The sequence below is a fragment of the Parasphingorhabdus sp. genome, assembly GCF_039939955.1.
In the GTDB taxonomy this organism is placed as follows: Bacteria; Pseudomonadota; Alphaproteobacteria; order Sphingomonadales; family Sphingomonadaceae; genus Parasphingorhabdus.
The window spans coordinates 58,251-76,784 of sequence record NZ_JBDVHS010000003.1 but is presented as its reverse complement, the minus strand read 5'-3'; the positions used below and the strand labels follow the sequence as shown (position 1 = coordinate 76,784).

The 18,534-nt window shown below is 53.7% G+C and carries 20 protein-coding genes and 1 tRNA gene; 9 read left to right on the top strand and 12 right to left on the bottom strand.

Translation table 11 applies throughout. The features are described 5' to 3' along the window. Positions 1-94: 94 nt before the first annotated feature. A complete protein-coding gene (locus ABJG22_RS03470) occupies positions 95-1,261 on the bottom strand; it encodes a mechanosensitive ion channel family protein (protein WP_348018858.1) in 1,167 nt (388 codons plus the stop codon). Positions 1,262-1,339: 78 nt separating this feature from the next. After that, positions 1,340-2,095 carry a TlyA family RNA methyltransferase gene (locus ABJG22_RS03465; RefSeq protein ID WP_348018857.1) on the bottom strand — a complete coding sequence of 252 codons (756 nt, stop codon included), beginning with the start codon at positions 2,093-2,095 and terminating at the stop codon, positions 1,340-1,342. Positions 2,096-2,145: 50 nt separating this feature from the next. Here ABJG22_RS03465 and ABJG22_RS03460 point away from each other — a divergent pair, with 50 nt between their 5' ends. Then, positions 2,146-2,703 (top strand): hypothetical protein, encoded by a 558-nt coding sequence (locus ABJG22_RS03460; protein WP_348018856.1) that lies wholly within the window; start codon positions 2,146-2,148, stop codon positions 2,701-2,703. Between the two features lie 296 nt (positions 2,704-2,999). Here the strand turns inward: ABJG22_RS03460 and ABJG22_RS03455 are convergent, their stop codons facing one another. Genes ABJG22_RS03455 through argH form a run of 5 tightly spaced genes read right to left on the bottom strand, consistent with a single transcriptional unit; the run spans position 3,000 to position 7,213 of the window. Further along, entirely contained in the window at positions 3,000-3,473 is a 474-nt protein-coding gene (locus ABJG22_RS03455; RefSeq protein WP_348018855.1) for a DUF2721 domain-containing protein, read from the bottom strand. Then, positions 3,470-4,246 (bottom strand): NAD(P)-dependent oxidoreductase, encoded by a 777-nt coding sequence (locus ABJG22_RS03450; protein ID WP_348018854.1) that lies wholly within the window; start codon positions 4,244-4,246, stop codon positions 3,470-3,472. The genes ABJG22_RS03455 and ABJG22_RS03450 overlap by 4 nt, the downstream gene beginning before the upstream one ends. A gap of 47 nt (positions 4,247-4,293) precedes the next feature. Then, positions 4,294-5,553 carry a diaminopimelate decarboxylase gene (gene lysA / locus ABJG22_RS03445; RefSeq protein WP_348018853.1) on the bottom strand — a complete coding sequence of 420 codons (1,260 nt, stop codon included), beginning with the start codon at positions 5,551-5,553 and terminating at the stop codon, positions 4,294-4,296. A gap of 30 nt (positions 5,554-5,583) precedes the next feature. Then, positions 5,584-5,835, bottom strand: a complete 252-nt coding sequence (locus ABJG22_RS03440) for a lipoprotein (protein ID WP_348018852.1) — start codon at positions 5,833-5,835, stop codon at positions 5,584-5,586. 1 nt (position 5,836) lies between these two features. Then, positions 5,837-7,213: an argininosuccinate lyase gene (gene argH / locus ABJG22_RS03435; RefSeq protein WP_348018851.1), complete on the bottom strand. Its 1,377-nt coding sequence runs from the start codon at positions 7,211-7,213 to the stop codon at positions 5,837-5,839. On the opposite strand from argH, the gene ABJG22_RS03430 reads away from it, so the two are divergent. After that, on the top strand, positions 7,212-7,829 hold the full coding sequence (locus ABJG22_RS03430) for a TlpA disulfide reductase family protein (RefSeq protein ID WP_348018850.1): 618 nt from the start codon (positions 7,212-7,214) through the stop codon (positions 7,827-7,829). The two genes, argH and ABJG22_RS03430, sit on opposite strands and share 2 nt — an antisense overlap. 16 nt (positions 7,830-7,845) lie before the next feature. Here ABJG22_RS03430 and ABJG22_RS03425 read toward each other — a convergent pair. Next, a tRNA-Val gene (locus ABJG22_RS03425) sits at positions 7,846-7,921 on the bottom strand. Between the two features lie 598 nt (positions 7,922-8,519). On the opposite strand from ABJG22_RS03425, the gene dnaA reads away from it, so the two are divergent. Next, positions 8,520-9,893, top strand: a complete 1,374-nt coding sequence (gene dnaA, locus ABJG22_RS03420) for a chromosomal replication initiator protein DnaA (RefSeq protein WP_348019029.1) — start codon at positions 8,520-8,522, stop codon at positions 9,891-9,893. 12 nt (positions 9,894-9,905) lie between these two features. On the opposite strand, the gene ABJG22_RS03415 is transcribed toward dnaA, so the two are convergent. From ABJG22_RS03415 to mutM, 3 genes are all read right to left on the bottom strand, one after another. Next, the gene (locus ABJG22_RS03415) at positions 9,906-10,565 is read right to left on the bottom strand and encodes a DUF4136 domain-containing protein (protein WP_348018849.1); all 660 of its coding nucleotides are present in this window, start codon (positions 10,563-10,565) and stop codon (positions 9,906-9,908) included. 275 nt (positions 10,566-10,840) lie between these two features. Next, on the bottom strand, positions 10,841-11,101 hold the full coding sequence (gene rpsT, locus ABJG22_RS03410) for a 30S ribosomal protein S20 (protein WP_348018848.1): 261 nt from the start codon (positions 11,099-11,101) through the stop codon (positions 10,841-10,843). Positions 11,102-11,212: 111 nt separating this feature from the next. Continuing rightward, positions 11,213-12,025 carry a bifunctional DNA-formamidopyrimidine glycosylase/DNA-(apurinic or apyrimidinic site) lyase gene (gene mutM / locus ABJG22_RS03405; RefSeq protein WP_348018847.1) on the bottom strand — a complete coding sequence of 271 codons (813 nt, stop codon included), beginning with the start codon at positions 12,023-12,025 and terminating at the stop codon, positions 11,213-11,215. Between the two features lie 105 nt (positions 12,026-12,130). On the opposite strand from mutM, the gene ABJG22_RS03400 reads away from it, so the two are divergent. Next, on the top strand, positions 12,131-12,871 hold the full coding sequence (locus ABJG22_RS03400; protein ID WP_348018846.1) for a class I SAM-dependent methyltransferase: 741 nt from the start codon (positions 12,131-12,133) through the stop codon (positions 12,869-12,871). A 13-nt stretch (positions 12,872-12,884) separates the two neighbouring features. Further along, on the top strand, positions 12,885-14,438 hold the full coding sequence (ubiB, locus tag ABJG22_RS03395; protein ID WP_348018845.1) for a 2-polyprenylphenol 6-hydroxylase: 1,554 nt from the start codon (positions 12,885-12,887) through the stop codon (positions 14,436-14,438). A gap of 55 nt (positions 14,439-14,493) precedes the next feature. On the opposite strand, the gene ABJG22_RS03390 is transcribed toward ubiB, so the two are convergent. Further along, on the bottom strand, positions 14,494-15,489 hold the full coding sequence (locus tag ABJG22_RS03390) for a hypothetical protein (protein ID WP_348018844.1): 996 nt from the start codon (positions 15,487-15,489) through the stop codon (positions 14,494-14,496). Positions 15,490-15,625: 136 nt separating this feature from the next. On the opposite strand from ABJG22_RS03390, the gene ABJG22_RS03385 reads away from it, so the two are divergent. Genes ABJG22_RS03385 through ABJG22_RS03370 form a run of 4 tightly spaced genes read left to right on the top strand, consistent with a single transcriptional unit; the run spans position 15,626 to position 18,529 of the window. Next, positions 15,626-16,897, top strand: a complete 1,272-nt coding sequence (locus tag ABJG22_RS03385; RefSeq protein ID WP_348018843.1) for a bifunctional phosphopantothenoylcysteine decarboxylase/phosphopantothenate synthase — start codon at positions 15,626-15,628, stop codon at positions 16,895-16,897. Continuing rightward, entirely contained in the window at positions 16,897-17,343 is a 447-nt protein-coding gene (gene dut / locus ABJG22_RS03380; protein ID WP_348018842.1) for a dUTP diphosphatase, read from the top strand. The genes ABJG22_RS03385 and dut overlap by 1 nt, the downstream gene beginning before the upstream one ends. 3 nt (positions 17,344-17,346) lie before the next feature. Then, positions 17,347-17,745: a hypothetical protein gene (locus ABJG22_RS03375; RefSeq protein WP_348018841.1), complete on the top strand. Its 399-nt coding sequence runs from the start codon at positions 17,347-17,349 to the stop codon at positions 17,743-17,745. Positions 17,746-17,749: 4 nt separating this feature from the next. Then, the gene (locus tag ABJG22_RS03370) at positions 17,750-18,529 is read left to right on the top strand and encodes a HesA/MoeB/ThiF family protein (RefSeq protein ID WP_348018840.1); all 780 of its coding nucleotides are present in this window, start codon (positions 17,750-17,752) and stop codon (positions 18,527-18,529) included. Positions 18,530-18,534: the final 5 nt, after the last annotated feature.

The window sequence follows — 18,534 nt, the reverse complement described above, 5'->3', positions numbered from 1 at the left end:
GATTTGAATCGGAGTCGAATTTGATGCGCATTGTCCCTATTAATCGACCAATTAACAAGGCATTTTTTCTGCGGTCCGCTGCCGCTACGGAACGCTAGTCCTTATTCGTACGAGCGCCAAAGCCGCCTTCTGGATAGGGCAGAATCATCTCGCCGTTTGGCGCAGCCGTGAAGGTCGTCTGCGTCGGATAGGCAAATTCCAGCCCCTCTTCATTGAATGTCTGTAATATAGCCAATCCAATTCGATGGCGCCCCTCATAGACAATCTCATATTCGCTGCTCATGATATCGAAATCGAGTTCGAAATTGATCGAGCTATCGCCAAAACCAACGAAACCCGAGCGGATGAACACCGCGTCATTATCTTCAACAATTTTTTTGAGAATATCTGGAATCCGGCGCGCCTCATCGGGCTTGGTCTGATATATGACACCAATCGCAAAGCGCGTCCGTCGTCTGGCCAAGCGGGTGAAATTCACGATTTCCTTATCCAGCAAATTGGTATTGGAAATAATGACTTCCTCACCGGTAACCGCACGCAACCGCGTACTTTTAAGGCCAATTTTTTCGACCGTTCCGATTGTATCATCATAAGTGATTGTTTCGCCTCGGCGGAACGGCTTATCGAAGATGATCGACAATGCCGCGAACAGATCCGAGAAAACACCCTGAGCGGCGAGACCGATCGCAATGCCGCCAACACCGAGTCCCGCAATCAGGCCAGTCACATTCACGCCAAGATTATCAAGAATCATGATCGCCGCGATTGCGAAAACTACGAAGGTAACCAGCACCCGGATCAGCGTCATCGCATTTTCGAGCGTTTCATGCTGATCGGGATCCTGTGACGTCCGACGAATGATCAAGCCAAGAATGATTTCCCGGAGCCAGATTGCAACCTGTATCACGATCGCAATCGTGAATAGAACATGCATCACCCGTTCAAAACTGGCTGGTGCATTTGCAAAACTGACTATGAGCTGGGCCGATACCATCAACATGAAAAATTTGCTCGTGCGGGCAATCGCCGTGACAATGATCTTCCGATATCCGATCAAATCATCATTATTCCGAACATAGCGTGCCGCGAGACGCTTGATCGCACCCAGTAGGAAAAAAATGCCTGCGCCGATCGCGGTCGCTATTATCAGTTCTACATAGTGGTTGGTCAGCCACTCGGCCCCATCCAGAAGCAAACGATGAATAGATGCGCCAATATCCGGCACGGTTGGCATTAAAGCTGTTTCGGTTGTTTTCGTCATAGCTGCCCAGCTAAGGAGAAGAACCGAAAATAACAACCCGTATGATAGAACAAATTGGTGACGTCGCCGCTGCTGTTTTCAGTGCTTCCGAGCGCCGATCAGAAACTCCACATTGCCCTTTGGCCCGGTGATAGGACTTTCGGTAATCCCCAGAACATCCCAACCGGATGCGCCCAACCAATCTTTCACTTTTTCACATGTTGCATGACGAACCGCTTCGTCTCGAACGACACCACCCTTGCCGACGTCACAACGCTCGGCTTCAAATTGCGGCTTTATGAGCGCAACCAGCATCGCATTTCCCTTGGCAAATTCCATGGGTCGTTCGAGCACTTTGATCAGCGAAATAAAACTCGCATCGCAAACAATGATATCGACCGGCTCTGGAATATGCTCATCCGTAAGAATTCTGGCACTGGTCTGCTCATGCACAATGACCCGTTCGTCCTGCCGCAATTTCCACGCAAGCTGATTGGTGCCGCTATCCACTGCATAGACTTTTTTGCTGCCGCCGGTCAGCAGCACATCGGTAAATCCGCCAGTACTGCTACCGACGTCCATCGCGATCATATCGGTGACATCAATCCCGAAATATTGCAGCGCATGGTCAAGCTTTATGCCGCCACGGGAAACCCATGGATGATCTTTGCCTTTCAGTTCAATCGCTACATCATTCGCCATCTTATGGCCTGGTTTATCGATTTTCTTACCTGCGGCCGTCACCAAGCCGGCCATGATATAGGCCTGCGCCTTGGCTCGGCTTTCGGCGAGACCGCGATCCGTGAGTATCTGATCAACGCGTTGTTTCACGGCTTTGGATTCGGACTGAGACATTACAAATGAGGACTAGCCTAGCACCACGCTTTTGGCCATATTCCTTTGCAATGAGAATCACCTATAGCCTGCTCACCATTCCGTTCATCTTGCTTGCCTTCAACGCTTGCTCAGCCGCACCGTTGAATCCAGCGCCCTTGCCGGAACCGACGCCCGTTCCGGTACAGGCCAAACCTGTCACGCCGCTACCACCGGCTCCCGTACAGCCGCAGGGTGATTGGAGTGACTGGCCGATCACAGTCGGCGCATGGGTATATCGCGAAGACGCTCGCGGTTCGCTGGCCCTGTTTGGCCAGCCCGATGAAGACGCGGTATTCATCATCCGCTGCAATCAATCGGGACGCCAATTGTTTCTATCCCGCGCCGGTTCGGTCCGAAATGGAGCCGCTATGCTTCTACGCGCCAGCGCCGGCCTACAATCCTATACTGCCCGCAATAGCGGTGGAACGCCGCACTACGCAGCCGTTTCAATATCAATCGACGATATAATGCTGGACCGTATTGCCTATAGTCGCGGCCGGTTTGCCATTGAGACCGATGGCCTACAATCAATCGCCATCCCTATCGCGCCGGAATTCAGTCGTGTGGTGGAAGATTGCCGAGGCTGACCCTCAGACGGGAACGCGCGATTGTGACAGCAAAATAGAAAAATTCAAGACTTGTTCGCAAGTCCAACTTGATTCACATTTCGATTGTCGAACAGCGGAGAAATTTCAATGCAACAGTTCGTATTTTATTCACAAGCGAAAGGAGGTGGTCCGATGTCTCATGGTTCAGCACAGGGGTCGGAAAAATCCGTTCGGGGGGCATATCTGATTTAGCGATCAGGCAACCCGGCAGCGGCACTTCCTACCGCTGACCCATGTTCAGAGGCTGTCGGTCCAAACGGGCCGGCAGCCTCTTTTCATTGTGCTCTATCCGGTTTTTCGAGATATTCTTCCCGGATCATGAAATCGCGAATACCAATTCGCACTTCCCGAAGAAATTGAACGAGCGCTATCGAGAGCAGGCTTATTGCAACAACAAACGCCCCGGCTACGGCCAAAGAAAGGTCCACGCCCGTTAGTCCAGCGATGAACAGCATTCCGATCAGCGCACAGGTAATGATTGCGCTTATGACGCTCAGAAATATGGCGCTATTGACGATCTTAATCCGCAACTGCAAATCACCAAGTTCGGCAATCACAAGATCATGGTCCCGTCCAGTGGTGGACTTATGTTGCTCCTGGAGATCACGCGACCGATCAATGATCCGCGCGAGGCGCCCAGCAAATAATGCAAGCATGGCGCCAAGGCCGACCAAGAGAAAGGCCGGAGCCAAGGCGTTTTGTAGCGCCGTCAAAATATCAACATCGGCTATTTGGGAAAATCCGTTCATATCTTCATCCTGATCCGTAACGCCAATCCGGTTGTCGGCTGCTCATCCCAAAGCGAGAGGGTAAAGCGTTGCGCATCAGCCCGAGCGCGGTCCAATATCTGTTCCGGCACGTCATCGCTCGCAAAAATCTGATCCGCTTGTCCCAACCACCGCGCCTGTCGAAGCGTCAGATCATCGGGATCCGTGCTGGCCAGTTCAAAATCGATAACCTGCGATCGGGTTTGCCCATGCGGCTGTGCAAGCCAGGCATCCACATCCTCCGGAGCATGATCGGTCATTACGTCGAGAGCACAGTGGGGATCGAACACGGCGTCTATTGCCTTTCGCCGCGCTGCTGCATCTGGCCAGATCGTCTGCATCCGCTCTCGCGCGGCAAGCAATGCACTAGCCAAACCCCCTAGGCTGGCTGGCAGCAGCTGCTCTAGCCGTTGCCGCAACGCTTTAGCGAGCCCGGCAGAAGTCCCACCTGTACCAATAGCAATCAAAACGGGGTCCCTGTCGATAATCGCTGGCGTGGTATAATCACACAGCGCCGGCCGGTCGACAGCATTGACCAGCAACCCTTCAGCTTTCAGCCGCGCCACAGCCGCAATAGCTTCGTCGTCATCTTCCACCGCTACCACGGCGAGCACCAGTCCGTCGGCGTTTTCATCATCGGTGATGACCGCTCCGGCACGCTCGTAAAGCCGCTTCTTGGCGTCGGCCATTTCGCCACGACCCAAGAGAAGAATCTTGCGATCCTTCAAATTAACAAAGATAGGCAACTGGTTCATCGCATTCACCTATATATCTGGCCAACCCGCCATTGCGGGTATGGCTGCTATTTCAGCCAGTCGGGCACATGTTCCGCAGCCATGATGGTCGCTGGTTCGATCCGTTCGGCCACCACGGCATAGCGGTCGCCATCAACCAGTACTTCCGGCACCAGCGGACGGCTGTTATACGTATTCGCCATGGTCGCACCATAAGCGCCAGCTGTCCGGAATATCCCGAGATCGTTGGTTTCAACGCGATCAACAGTCCGCTCTTTGGCAAAAATATCGCTGCTTTCGCAAATTGGTCCGACGACCGAGGCGACCATCGTTTCGCCACTGGGCTCAACCGCGTCAAAATCATGCCACGCGTCATAGATGGCTGGCCGCATCAGATCATTCATAGCCGCATCAACAATGACAAAATCGCTGTTCACGCCCGGTTTGATCCGGATGACTTTGGTAATCATGATACCGCTGTTTCCGGCAATCACGCGACCGGGCTCAAACATCAGCGTAACATCCCACCCCTTGGTTACCCGTGCGACCATGACGCCATAGTCGGCCGGGCTGGGGGGCTTGTCCGCGGGCTTGTAGGGCACGCCCAACCCGCCGCCCAGATCGACATGAGTAATGGCATGGCCGGCACTGCGCAATTGCGCGACCAGTTCGCCCATTCTCGCATAGCATTTTTCAAGCGGGTCAAGGCTCTGTAGCTGGCTACCGATATGCACAGCGACGCCGCGCAGGTTCAATCCTTCAAGACCGGACAGCCGCGCATAGATATCCGGCGCAACATCGATACCAACACCGAATTTATTTTCTTTCTTACCCGTTGAAATTTTTGCATGCGTGCCAGCATCAACGTCGGGATTGACCCGCAGGGTTGCCGACGCTTTCTCGCCACGAGCAGCCGCTATTTCGGCGAGCATCACGCCTTCTTCCTCCGATTCCAGATTAAACTGGCCAATGCCTTTTTCGAGGCCCAGCGTCAGCTCTTCACGGCTTTTTCCAACACCGGAGAACACAATGTCCTCCGCCTTCATACCGGCCGCCAGTGCTCGCTGCAGCTCACCGCCCGACACCACGTCCGCGCCATAGCCCTGATTAGCCAAGATCCGAAGCACCGCGAGATTGGGATTCGCCTTCACGGCGAAAGCGAGATGAATTGTCCCTGCGTCTTTCAGTCCCTCGCGGAACACTCGCGCATGGCGCTCGAGTGTCGCGCGCGAATAGACATAGACGGGCGTACCGACTTCTTCGGCAATCTTCGGCAGCGGGATATCTTCCGCGTGCAATATTCCATTTTTGATCTGGAAATGGTCCAATTTCTTATACTTTCAAACGTGTGGAAAAGGTTAGCCGGGAGGCGGTAAATCGAATTCGTCATCCTGCCGTTTTTCCGACCGGCGCAACAGTTCATCACTACGGTGCGGCATGGCCTGGCTTGACGGCACCAGCAATTCTTCGCCGCTGGGCGTTTTCATTTCACCGTAGACAGGAGCGGGCAGCGCCTCGCCTTTTGCCGGTTGCAATGCACCGCGATTGCCGCACGCCGCCAAAACCAGCGTCGCTCCAGTGAGCAGTAAGATCGAACGGATTTTGCTCATTTCAGCTCTCCAAGTCCAATGCTTTACTGGCCTTTGCAACCTGAACCCTTACTTGATCAGGCGCGGTGCCACCATAGCTGGATCGGCTAGCAACCGAGGCATCGACGCTCAATACGTTGAACACGTCAGCATTGATCCGGCCATCGATCGCTTGGAACTGTTCAAGCGTGAGGTCAGCAAGACCACAGTTTTGTTCCTCGGCAAGAGCGACCACCGCACCCGTGACATGATGCGCTTCACGAAATGGCAGCTTGGCTTCGCGGACCAACCAGTCAGCAAAGTCGGTCGCGGTCGAGAAGCCAGCTTCGGCTAACCCGCGCATACGGTCCCCGTTGAATTCGACTTCAGCAACCATACCGGTCATCGCGGCGATCGAAAGACCCAGCAGGTCATGCGCTTCGAACACCGGTGGCTTGTCATCCTGCATGTCTTTTGAATAAGCGAGCGGCAGGCCCTTCATCGTGATGACCAGCGCGTTCATCGCCCCAGCAATCCGTCCGCAGTGGCCGCGCACCAACTCAGCCGCATCGGGATTACGCTTCTGCGGCATGATAGAGGAGCCGGTGGAATAGCTGTCGGGCAGTTTCACGAAACCGAAAGGCTGACTCGCCCAGATTACAAATTCTTCTGCCAGCCGCGAGAGATGCAGACTGCACTGGGTCGCCGCCATCAGATAGTCGAGCGCAAAGTCCCGGTCGGAAACCGAATCAAGACTATTGCCAGTCGGGCCGTCGAAGCCCAGCGTCGACGCCGTCTTTTCCCGATCAATCGGAAAACCTGTGCCGGCCAGCGCCGCAGCACCGAGCGGCGATTCGTTCATCCGCTTCCGCGCATCGCTAAAACGCGAGCGGTCACGCCGGATCATCTCATAATAAGCCATCATATGGTGGCCGAGGCTGACGGGCTGGGCCGACTGCAAATGGGTGAAGCCTGGCATGATCGTCTCGGCATGTTCTTCGGCGCGATCCACCAGAGCTTTTTGCAAAGCGCCCAGAGCATCGTCGACCATGTCCATGGCATCGCGCACCCACAGCCGGAAATCGGTCGCGACTTGATCATTGCGCGAACGGGCCGTGTGCAAACGCCCTGCAACGGGACCGACAATCTCCGAAAGGCGTGCTTCGACGTGCATATGGATATCTTCAAGGTCGAGATCTTCGACAATACCATCGGCTTCATATTCCTGCGCGACCTGGTTCAATCCATTGATGATTTGCGTCGCATCTTCTGCTTCGACAATCCCTTGTTCCGCCAACATCGCGACATGGGCCAAGCTAGCGCGAATATCATGACGCCATAATTTCTTGTCGAACGGGATCGAGGCGTTTATCTCGCGCATTATTGATGAAGGGCCATCGGCAAACCTGCCGCCCCACATGATATTGGAATTTTTTGTGCCTTTTGTGATGCGTACCGTCCTATTCATCGTCCTGATAATGAGCCTCGCGGCCTGCGATAGAGGCTCCAGCGAAGCGGAGCAAGAATTTGCTGATGGCAAGGCTCAGGAAGATGGCGAAACCATAGAAAGCGGCAAGGGCCTCGTCGGCAAGCTGGACATTTCCCAGCGCGGTACTGCGATGATCGATACGCCGTTCCAGGCCCCCGACGGAAGCAGTGTGCGATTGAGCAATTTCACTGGCCAGCCCCTATTGGTGAATATCTGGGCAACATGGTGCGCGCCTTGTGTCGTTGAAATGCCGATGCTCGATACGCTTGCAGCACGCGAAAAAGACCGACTCAAAGTGCTAGTGGTATCGCAGGACATTCAAGGCACCGAGAAAGTTGCGCCATTTTTCGAACGCCGCGATTTTAAAGAGCTCGAACCTTATGTCGACCCGGAAAACGGCTTGAGTTTCGGATTCGGCTCGGGCCTGATGCCCACCACCGTACTTTATGATGCACAAGGCAAGGAAGTCTGGCGAGTAATCGGAGCCATGGACTGGGACGGCGCCAAAGCCGCAGCATTGTTGGAAGAAACTTTAAACCAAAGCTGATTTCATCTCGAAATAATGGTGGGCGATGACGGGCTCGAACCGCCGACATCTTCGGTGTAAACGAAGCGCTCTACCAACTGAGCTAATCGCCCCCATGACACAATGCGCTTAAGCATCGTTGAGGTCAGGCGAGCGCCATTGCCAAATCATGGTGCCTTTGGCAAGTCTATTTGCGCTAGCTTGTTACGAAGAGCCCCATGACGGATTTCCGGTGCCAATCTTATGTCGACCAATATCGAAATTGTCGGAACCAACGCTGACTCCGCGATTCGCTTGTTGTACCTTGTTATCCACAGAATATATTCGTTATTATTCAGTGTGTTAAAAAGATATATAGAAAAAACTAGAGCTTGCCGCTGTCAACCGAAATATTTCACTTTTTTTACGAAGACGCTCTTGCTCGACTCACTCGGACCGGCTTACAAACGAATCTCGGCTGGCGGCCCCGGATGAAATTTCCAGGCCTCACATGAAAATAAAACTGACCGTTGAAAACGTGTTTTCAGCATGAGGTTCTTCGCGTCTAATGAATTCCCGTGGCTGGACATGGCGAATAGTTCGACGCTCGAAATCTGCAGTCGAATATTCGGTACGCTATTGTGCGTACCAAGGGGATGATGTCGGGGGATGTTCGTGAACGAAAGCATATCTGATCAGGTTGGCGGTCTGTCTGAAAATAAGTCGGGGACAATGGAGGACAATATTTCAGCGGATCTGGAAGCTATCTGGCAAAAAATCTGTGCCGGTCTTCGGCGCGATTTGGGCACGCAGATTTTTGGTCAATGGATCAAGCCGATCAAGTTGGCTGCTTTTGATTCAAATAGTGGCATGTTGTCGCTGGAGCTCCCATCGGAATTTTCTGCCAATTGGGTCCAGGATCGCTATTCGGAACGTTTGTCGCTTGCTTGGAAAGCCCATCAGCCGGCAATCAAAGGCCTGACTTTCGAAGTTCAGTCGGGCGCGGCCAAAATCGCGCAAACATCTCCTTTCAATGGCACGGCAGCACAGAATCAATATAATGTTGCACCCGAAAGCAAATTCCGTTTGGACCTTGATCCACGGATGACCTTTGATCAATTTATCGCAGGCCATTCAAATGTTCTCGCGCTCAATGCGGCACAGCGGACCGCTGCTGCCGAGAAACCGCTTTTCTGCCCGCTCTATCTTCAATCCTCGACGGGCCAGGGCAAAACGCATTTGATGCACGCCATCGGCCACGCCTTTCGCGAAGAATTTCCATCCTCGACCATTATCTATATGTCCGCGGAACGGTTCATGATTGAATTTGTCTCTGCGATGCGCCGCAATGAAGGAATGGAGTTCAAAGCATCGCTGCGCGAAGCCGATCTGCTGATGATCGACGATATCCAGTTCATCGTCGGTAAAAATTCCACCCAAGAAGAGTTTCTGCACACAGTGGATTCTCTGATCAGCCAAGGCAAACGGGTTGTCGTGGCAGCAGATCGCCCTCCTCAGGCCCTTGATGGCGTCGATCAGCGGCTGCTCTCGCGTCTGTCCATGGGTCTGGTTGCTGACATCCAATCTGCAGGGCTTGAGCTGCGCCGTGATATTCTGAATCATCGCTTGTCCACCATGCCGCACCAGCAGGTATCTGAAGACGTGGTAGAATTTCTCGCCCGCACGATCAGCCGCAACTTGCGCGAGCTGGAAGGCGGCCTCAACAAACTACTCGCCTATGCGCAATTAACCGGTCGCGAGATCAGCCGCGAACTGGCCGAAGAACAACTGTCCGACATATTGAGCGCCTGTCGCCGGCGGATCACGATCGATGAAATCCAGCGTACGGTATGCGAATATTACCGGCTCGACCGGAATGAAATGTCATCGAAACGCCGCGCGCGGGCCGTCGCACGCCCCCGGCAAGTCGCAATGTATCTCGCAAAGGTGATGACGCCGCGCAGCTATCCCGAAATCGGACGGAAATTTGGTGGCCGCGATCACAGCACGGTTATCCATGCGGTCAAATTGGTCGAGCAACTGCGCGGTGAAGATAGCGAGATGGACAATGATGTCCGGATGCTGCTCCGTCAGCTTGAAAGCTAATGCGAGCCGCGACTATTTCTTCTCAGGCGCCACCGAAATTCGAACGCGTTCGCCGCTGTTTCCGGGGAAGTCAGTAAACATCGCTTCGACCAGATTGGGCACGAGATAGGTCAGGTTCTTTGACCGCGACAATGCTTCTGCTTTGCCTTCGAACAAGCGCTCACCATCAACGGCACGATCAATCTTCAGGTCCAGCTCTGAGGTGTAGACCGTAAAGCTGCGCACACCGTCATAGCCAGAGAAGCCGTAGCCGCCGTAGAGGAACGGGTCATGAAAACCATAGCGATAGCGGTGACGCCCATAATATCCTCTGAATCGGGCGGACGGATAGAACGGATCATATTCAGCCACCACTTTGTCACGTCCCTTGTCGATTTCATAATCGACGCTGACGATCAGTTCTGCGGCGGCAGGGTCTTCGCTGCGTTGATAGCCCAAATCGAGCATGCGCTTCTCGACCAATGCAGCATATTGGCCAAATTCAAGGCCACCTGACAGATCGGGATCCGCCGCGACAACAGCGAAGCTTTGTCCTGTGGTATTGGGAAGCGCGACGAAGCGCTGGACATCAGCGCGGAACGGTGTCGCACAAGCGCTAAGTGTTAAAAGAGCAAGCGGTGCAAACACCGAAAACCCTCTGCGATTAAAGCCGTGCTTGGCAAGAATAGTCATGTTGTTTCCTTCAAATTGCCCACCATCATATCATGCATGATAGAGAAACTAGGCTGAACCAGCTTTGAACGACAGCAGATCAACGCCCCGCTGCAAACCTGCACCTTTTCAGATCATCTGCACAAGTAAAAACAGGCCTCTCGATATATCCGGGCCATGCAATCGTGGATAATCCGCAATTGAGTTTGCCTTGATGGACCCGAATCAAAAGCGTTTGCCCAAAAGAAAACCCGCCACAATCGGGCGGGTTTTTCTGTTTCAAATTGTCAGGCTTATTAAAGCGCGGCAACCCGCTTTGTTAGGCGGCTGAATTTCCGCGAAGCGGTATTTTTGTGATACAGGCCCTTGCTAACACCGCGAGCCAGTTCTGGTTGAACAGCTTTCAAAGCCGCAGCAGCCACAGTCTTGTCACCAGCCTCAACAGCCAAGTCAACGGCCTTAATCTTGGTCCGAATCTGGCTCAGGCGATTTTTGTTAATCGCGGTGCGGCGCGTGTTGCGACGGATACGTTTTTTTGCTTGCGGCGTATTAGCCATGAAAAACCCTCAAAATCTGAATTAAATGCCGGGACGTTACGTATAGCTTCCGGCTCAAGACGGCGGCCAATAGCGTGGGAGCTGATTCCCGTCAATAGCTTAGTGAACCGCTTATTTCTGGCATTGCGAACAGTAAAAGGTCGACCGCCCACTATCGACTCGGCGGCGCACGGGCGCGCCGCAACGACAGGCCTCCCCCTCACGGCCATATACCAGCCAGTCTTTGGCAAAATAGCCTAGTTCTCCATCCGGTTGGGCAAAGTCCCGCAGAGAAGAACCGCCAGCCGCGATCGCGGCAGTCAAAACCTGCTTTATCGCCTCCACAAGCCGCTCATAGCGGGGCTTTGAAATCTGATCGCCCTTTTTGCTAGGAGATATCCTCGCCATGTGCAGCGCTTCGCAGACATAAATATTACCGAGTCCGGCAACTGTCCGTTGATCAAGCAACAGCTGTTTGATCGGCACCTTCCGTCCCTTGGTCGCCGCTTTCAAATGAGCGGCCGTAAATTCATTTCCAAGCGGCTCCGGCCCCATCGACACAAAGGGCTTGTAGCTGTCGAGCTGATCGGCTCGCACGATATCCAACGATCCGAATCGACGGGGATCATTGAGCACCATCCGGTCACCCGCATCAGTCTCCATCAACAGATGGTCATGTTTTTCAAGCTCCTCCGGATTGATCCGCCAGCGACCGGACATGCCGAGATGGAAGATCATCACGTCGCCACGATCGGTTTCAATCAGTCCATATTTTGCGCGCCTGCCGAGCGAGGTGACCATCGCCCCGGTCATCCGTTGCCTTAAATCGACGGGAATCGGCCAGCGCAAGTCGGCACGGCGCGGTTCCACAAAAACGAGGCGCTGCCCTTCGAGCACAGGCCGCAAACCGGCGACGGTCGTTTCAACTTCGGGCAGCTCGGGCATAACAATCCTCATCCACTATGGTCCAAAGGGCAGCTACAGAGTGATTGCAGTGCTGCCAAGGCTGGTCTACTTGGGAATTTAAAGAATAATCAGCACAGGCAAAAAATGGCTATCGAAAGCAAAACCGTCTCCTTCGGCTATGAAGAGGTCGATGAGAGCGAAAAGACCGGCAAGGTTGGCGCGGTTTTTTCCAGTGTCGCTTCCAAATATGATGTGATGAACGACGCGATGAGCGGCGGAACCCATCGGCTGTGGAAAGACCGCTTCGTGCGCCGGGTCAAACCGCGCGCCGGTGAGACGATTCTCGATATGGCAGGCGGCACCGGTGATATTGCCTTCCGTATGGTCGACAGCGGCGCCGATATTACCGTTTCCGATATCAATGCAGACATGCTGGCGGCTGGTGTCGAGCGGGCGGTCGAAAAAGGCGAGACGCGGTTGGTTTGGAGCGAACAGAATGCCGAAACTCTGAACTTTCCCGATTCTCACTTCGATGCCTATACGATTGTCTTCGGTATCCGCAATGTGACGCATATCGACCAAGCTCTATCCGAGGCCCATCGGGTGTTGAAATATGGCGGACGCTTTTATTGTATGGAATTTTCGCAAACCAATTGGCCCGGTTTTGACAAAATATACGAAACCTATTCTCACCATATTCTGCCCAAAGTGGGCAAAGCGGTAGCGAATGACGAGGCCAGCTACCGCTATCTAGCCGAATCGATTGCGAAATTCCCGCCAATGGAAGAATTTCGTTCCATGATAGAGGCCGCCGGATTCAGCCAGACAAAAGTCGAACCGATGATGGGTGGACTGGTCGCGATCCATAGCGGCTGGAAAGTCTGAGCACCTGCAGCCCATGACCAGAGCCCGCACTCATATCTTTCGCCTGCTCAAATGGGGCCGCACACTTGCCAAACACGGCGCATTGCGTGACCTGGAAAAGCATAAAGCGACGCCGCCGCAGGTACGGCGCTTGTTTCGTATCGCGAGGCTGGGCACGATCCAGCCCAAAACCCCGAATTATTCGGCGGCCCTGCAAGCCATTGGTCCAGCCGCAATCAAACTCGGCCAGACGCTGGCAACCCGCCCCGATATTATCGGTGAGGCAGCGGCCCGGGACTTGCTCGAATTGCAGGACAACCTCCCTCCTGTAGCATTTGACAAAATCAAGGACGAGATTGAAGCCAGCCTTGGGAAGCCAATCGAAGAGCTCTATAGCGAGATTGATCCGGACCCTGTTGGTGCTGCCTCAATCGCACAAGTACATCGCGCCAAGACCGTTGAAGGCAAAGATGTCGCAGTCAAAGTCCTTCGCCCCGGCATTATCAAGAAATTCAATCAGGATATCGAGACCTACGAGTGGGCAGCCGCCCATCTGGAAGCATTGGGTGGCGAAGCCAAACGGTTGCGCCCGGAATTGGTGATTGCCAATTTCCGGCGCTGGACGATGCGTGAACTGGACCTCCGCCGGGAAGCCGCTAGCGCTTCGGAGCTGGCGGAGCATATGGCCAATGTCGATCAATTCGAAATACCGACGATCGACTGGGACCGCACCTCGGGCCGTGTACTGACTCTCGACTGGGTCAACGGTGTCAAAATCTCAAAACGAGACGAGTTAATCGCCGCGGGACATGATCTCAATGAGGTCGCAACCAGGTTAGTGCGCACTTTTCTGAAACAGGCGATCGAGGCTGGCTATTTTCACGCCGACATGCATCAGGGAAATCTGTTCGTGAAGGCAGATGGTACCATTGTCGCCATCGACTTTGGCATCATGGGTCGGATCAACAAGAAAGCGCGCTTCTGGCTTGCGGAAATTCTCTATGGCCTGACCACTGGCAACTATAAACGCGTCGCGGAGATTCACTTTGAGGCGCAATATGTGCCTGACCATCACAGCATGGAGGATTTTGCAACCGCGTTGCGCGCGGTGGGAGAACCAATGCGTGGCAAGCCGGTTAGCGAGCTTTCGGTCGGCGATATGCTAGACGGGCTGTTCGCGATCACTCGCGATTTCGACATGGAAACCCAACCGCATCTTCTGCTGCTTCAAAAAACCATGGTTATGGTCGAAGGCATTGCCACCGATCTCAACCCATTAATCAATATGTGGGATGCCAGCGGTCCCTATGTGAAAAACTGGATCCGCGGCGAGCTTGGGCTCGAAGCAGCGATTGCCGACCGCATTAATGATGATGTAGAAACGCTGATGATGCTACCCGACATTGTTCGACGGCTTGACGCACAAATCCCTCGCCAAGGCGGCGCCCCCCCTGCTCTGCCTGTAGCCGAGATTGAGTTGATGTGGGATCGCAATAAAGCCCGGAAAAGCAGTGGATTTTGGCGCTATGCAATAACGGCATTGGTTGCCGGAGCGACTGGAGCAGGCGCCATATACTTCTGGGGATGACCACCTTCTATCATTTGGAAATATGATTCCAAATGATCAAATAGAAGGTCTCCCGTCAGTCATTACCTACTTGGGCATCTCCATTTTTCGCTTTTTTGGCACGAACAAATAAGGTGATTCCACCGACGATGATTGTTGTCAGAAGTGCCAAAAGTGCCACGGAAAAATCATCAAGAATTTTCAAAAAGCCAGTCGCCCAACCAACGTCTTCTTCGAGGTTTTGTCGCTTCTTTCGTATTTTTTCGCGCTCAAGCGCAGCGCGCTCGGATTCTGAAACAACAACAGTGACATCAATGACCTCGCTGGACTGGTTGTCGAGCACAGTCCCGTCTTCCGCCAGCACCGTGATTTCAGCAGACAATTGATGACTGCCGGCACGACGCGGAGTCACATCCCAATTCCACACTTGGCGTCTATTGCGCCCCATGGCTTGATCGACCGGTTCATCAGGATCAATATCGAAACCCCGTCCCTTTAACCGGGCCCGCATTCTTGCGCCAATTTCAATCTCCGCCGTCTGGGCTCGGCCTTCACCGCCCGCTCTGCTTATTATACGCTCTCGCTCCTCTTCCGGTCCAATTGCAAGTCGGACTTCGGTGGGACGATCTTTCACCATATTGCGGTCAGGGTTGAAAGCTGCGACACCGGATCGCAGATCTGCAATCTGTTCAGCATAATCATTGCACTGTTCCTGCGGCAGGCGCCTACCGACCTCTGAACACCAAATCAGCCGATTTTCTGTCGGCTGGTCCAGAACACCGGGCTCGTCGGCTCCAGCAACAATGGGGACTGAAGCAGGGCTCCGGCCTTCATCGGCGATCGGCGGCTGGTCATATTCCGCAACCGGCGCGCTCACTTGATCTTCCAACGCCATATCAGCGGCGGGGGACTCATCAGGTTCTCCTATTTCCATAGGCTGTTCGATCGCATCCCCTTCGGCTTCTAGCGACTCCTCCGCCACCGCATCTGCGTCAGATGCCGCCTGGCAAGCCATGAGCGTAACAGTCAAAATCAACACTATGGATAATTTGGTATGTTTTCGCATATTCATCGCCGCTTCCTCTATCTTTTACCCGTGAAGCGCGACCCCGGTATATTTTCCCACTTCAATAAGCCTTTCTCAAACAAGAATCAAATGAGACACATGTTGCTTGGCTTTAGGCTCGCTTGGCCCTAAATTGGATGGGATGGAAAATTCCAAACATATCCTGTTGATCATTGGCGGCGGTATAGCGGCCTATAAATCTGCAGAACTTATTCGTCTGATCAAGAAAGCGGACATGACAGTCCGCTGCGTATTGACCGATTCAGGCGCGCAATTTGTAACACCAATGACACTAGCGGCGCTCTCCGAGAATGAAGTCCATACAACGCTATGGAGCCTGAAAGACGAAGCTGAAATGGGACATATCCAGCTCAGCCGTGAAGCTGATCTTGTGGTAGTCTGTCCTACGACCGCCAATCTTTTAGCCAAAATGGCGGGTGGTGTTGCCGACGATCTGGCAACGACTTTGTTGCTGGCAACCGATACACCGGTGCTGGTGGTTCCAGCGATGAATGTTCGCATGTGGGAACATGCCGCGACACAGCGCAATATCGCGCAACTCAAGGCGGATGGCATTGATGTGATGCAGCCGGATGAAGGCAATATGGCTTGCGGTGAATTTGGACCGGGCCGCTTGCCTGAACCGCCAGCAATATTCGCGGAAATTACAAACTGCCTGGGCAATAAAGCAGGTGCTTTCGGTCTTGTTGTTGAGAATGAGCTGGGTACAAACCCGCTCGACGGCCAGCCTGCCTTTGCTCCTGATCGGCATCGGCCATTGCACGGCAAACATGTCCTTATCACCGCGGGCCCTACTCATGAACCAATCGATCCGGTTCGCTATATCGCCAACCGCTCTTCTGGACGACAAGGTTTCGCAATCGCCGCTGCCGCTGCCGATGCTGGCGCACAGGTGACATTGGTAGCAGGCCCCGTGCATCTCGCTACACCCGCTGGCGTCATGCGGGTTGATGTCCAAACCGCACTCGAAATGGAAAAGGCGGTACACGAAGCCTTACCGGCCGATGTAGCGATCATGGTTGCAGCCGTGGCCGATTGGCGCGCCGACAGCCAGTCTGGTCAGAAAATCAAGAAAAAGGGTGATGCTCCGGCGCCGCTCAAACTGACAGAAAATCCGGATATATTGGCGGGACTTGCCCAAAATAAACAACGCCCTGGCCTGCTGATCGGCTTTGCCGCCGAAACCCAAAAGGTTGCCGAACATGCAACAGCGAAACTGAAGAAAAAGGCCTGCGACTGGATCGTTGCAAATGATGTGTCTGGTGACGTGATGGGCGGCACAGACAATAGCGTCCACATCATTACCAAAACCGGCAGTGAAATCTGGGAACGCCTGCCTAAGTCAGAAGTGGCACGGCGACTGATAGCCAAAATTAGTAAGGAAATTACCTGATGTTCGAACCCGTCGATATTGCCATCAAACGACTGGATCACGCAGGTGACCTTCCCCTGCCTTCCTATGAAACCAGTGGTTCGGCCGGCATGGATATTCGCGCTGCGGAAGAACTGACCATTGCACCGGGAAAGCGCGGGCTAGTTGGAACGGGCTTCGCATTTGCAATCCCTGCGGGATATGAGATTCAAGTGCGTCCACGATCCGGCCTTGCGCTGAAAAAGGGCATAGCGATTCCCAATGCGCCAGGCACCATCGACAGCGATTATCGCGGCGAACTGAAAGCTATATTGATCAACCATGGAGAAGAAGATCTCGTCGTTGAGCGCGGTGATCGGATTGCCCAGATTGTCGTCGCCCCGGTTCAACGGGGTATTCTTGTCGAGGTTGCAGATCTCGACGAAACGCAGCGGGGGTCTGGCGGTTTTGGATCAACTGGAGTATAGAAAATGGTATTTACAAATCTAATCTTGGCTGCAGCGCTACAGACCGGCTTGACCGCCAATGGAGACATTCCCCCGATTCCTGATAACCTAAATGCCGTGAGCGTTGCAGAATTCAAACGTAAACCGGAATATAGTTATAGGGAGTCGCTCAAAGCACGCAAACTCACCTCAGGCTGCCAACCTACACAAAAGACTTCCGGCGGCGCCAATTACTTCGTTCAAGTCCTGCTACTCACCGATGGTAAAGGTAGTCTCCGTCAAGTTACGCCTATCTCCATTCAATGTCCGGCTTTGGAAGAATATGTCGGCCAATATTTTGCTCGCGAAGGCAAGAACAATATGGTGCCTACGCCTGATAACAAACCCGCTTGGCGCCGTAGCGTCCTGAAAATTTACTGGTAAGCTTTTGGAACTCACTGACAAACAATTGGATCGCTATGCTCGCCATATCGTGCTCAAAGATATTGGTGGGGTGGGGCAGAAGAAGATTCTCGACGCGCATATTTTGATCATCGGGGCGGGCGGTATTGGTTGCCCGGCGATACAATATCTCGCAGCGGCCGGAATTGGTGCGCTGACGATTGTTGATGATGATGTGGTGTCGCTGTCAAATTTGCAGCGTCAGGTTTTGTTTAGTGAAAATGACGTTGGAAAATCGAAAGTTGAAGTTGCCAAAAGTGCCGCGCAGCATATCAATCCGGACGTCATAATAAACCCTATTAATCAAAGGCTTACTGAGGTTGGTTTCGTGGAGGATGTCGCGGCTTTTTTCGCGCCTTTTGATGCGATCATCGACGGGTCGGACAATTACCAGACGCGGCTTTTGGTCTCCGATCTGTCGGTCGCGCATCGCGTGCCGCTCATTTCCGCGGCGATCGGCCAGTTTCAGGGGCAGCTGGGCACGTTCCGCGGCTGGGAAGCGGACAAGCCTTGCTATCGCTGTTTCGTCGGCGATGCGCTCGACCCGGATGACTGTGACGATTGCAGTGAAGTTGGCGTTCTCGGCGCGATGGTCGGCCTGATGGGCAGCTTCGCAGCGATGGAAGTGATCCGCGTGGTCACCGGTTTCGGCCAAGACCCCGCCGGAAAACTCCAGCTTTTCGATGGCCTGGCGCCAACAATGCGCAGCATCAACCTGCCCAAGGACCCCTATTGCAAAAGCTGCGCGACGCCCCTGCAAACATAGGCGGC

What these genes read in the sequence shown, in the direction of transcription:
- ABJG22_RS03385 (WP_348018843.1), top strand. Translation starts at nt 15,626, where the DNA reads ATGGAAAATTCCAAACATATCCTGTTGATCATTGGCGGCGGTATAGCG.
- dut (WP_348018842.1), top strand. Translation starts at nt 16,897, where the DNA reads ATGTTCGAACCCGTCGATATTGCCATCAAACGACTGGATCACGCAGGT.
- ABJG22_RS03415 (WP_348018849.1), bottom strand. Translation starts at nt 10,565, where the DNA reads ATGACTATTCTTGCCAAGCACGGCTTTAATCGCAGAGGGTTTTCGGTG.
- ABJG22_RS03440 (WP_348018852.1), bottom strand. Translation starts at nt 5,835, where the DNA reads ATGAGCAAAATCCGTTCGATCTTACTGCTCACTGGAGCGACGCTGGTT.
- rpsT (WP_348018848.1), bottom strand. Translation starts at nt 11,101, where the DNA reads ATGGCTAATACGCCGCAAGCAAAAAAACGTATCCGTCGCAACACGCGC.
- ABJG22_RS03390 (WP_348018844.1), bottom strand. Translation starts at nt 15,489, where the DNA reads ATGAATATGCGAAAACATACCAAATTATCCATAGTGTTGATTTTGACT.
- ABJG22_RS03465 (WP_348018857.1), bottom strand. Translation starts at nt 2,095, where the DNA reads ATGTCTCAGTCCGAATCCAAAGCCGTGAAACAACGCGTTGATCAGATA.
- ABJG22_RS03375 (WP_348018841.1), top strand. Translation starts at nt 17,347, where the DNA reads ATGGTATTTACAAATCTAATCTTGGCTGCAGCGCTACAGACCGGCTTG.
- argH (WP_348018851.1), bottom strand. Translation starts at nt 7,213, where the DNA reads ATGTGGGGCGGCAGGTTTGCCGATGGCCCTTCATCAATAATGCGCGAG.
- ABJG22_RS03430 (WP_348018850.1), top strand. Translation starts at nt 7,212, where the DNA reads ATGATATTGGAATTTTTTGTGCCTTTTGTGATGCGTACCGTCCTATTC.
- ABJG22_RS03470 (WP_348018858.1), bottom strand. Translation starts at nt 1,261, where the DNA reads ATGACGAAAACAACCGAAACAGCTTTAATGCCAACCGTGCCGGATATT.
- ABJG22_RS03450 (WP_348018854.1), bottom strand. Translation starts at nt 4,246, where the DNA reads ATGAACCAGTTGCCTATCTTTGTTAATTTGAAGGATCGCAAGATTCTT.
- ubiB (WP_348018845.1), top strand. Translation starts at nt 12,885, where the DNA reads ATGACCAGAGCCCGCACTCATATCTTTCGCCTGCTCAAATGGGGCCGC.
- mutM (WP_348018847.1), bottom strand. Translation starts at nt 12,025, where the DNA reads ATGCCCGAGCTGCCCGAAGTTGAAACGACCGTCGCCGGTTTGCGGCCT.
- ABJG22_RS03460 (WP_348018856.1), top strand. Translation starts at nt 2,146, where the DNA reads ATGAGAATCACCTATAGCCTGCTCACCATTCCGTTCATCTTGCTTGCC.
- dnaA (WP_348019029.1), top strand. Translation starts at nt 8,520, where the DNA reads ATGGAGGACAATATTTCAGCGGATCTGGAAGCTATCTGGCAAAAAATC.
- ABJG22_RS03400 (WP_348018846.1), top strand. Translation starts at nt 12,131, where the DNA reads ATGGCTATCGAAAGCAAAACCGTCTCCTTCGGCTATGAAGAGGTCGAT.
- ABJG22_RS03455 (WP_348018855.1), bottom strand. Translation starts at nt 3,473, where the DNA reads ATGAACGGATTTTCCCAAATAGCCGATGTTGATATTTTGACGGCGCTA.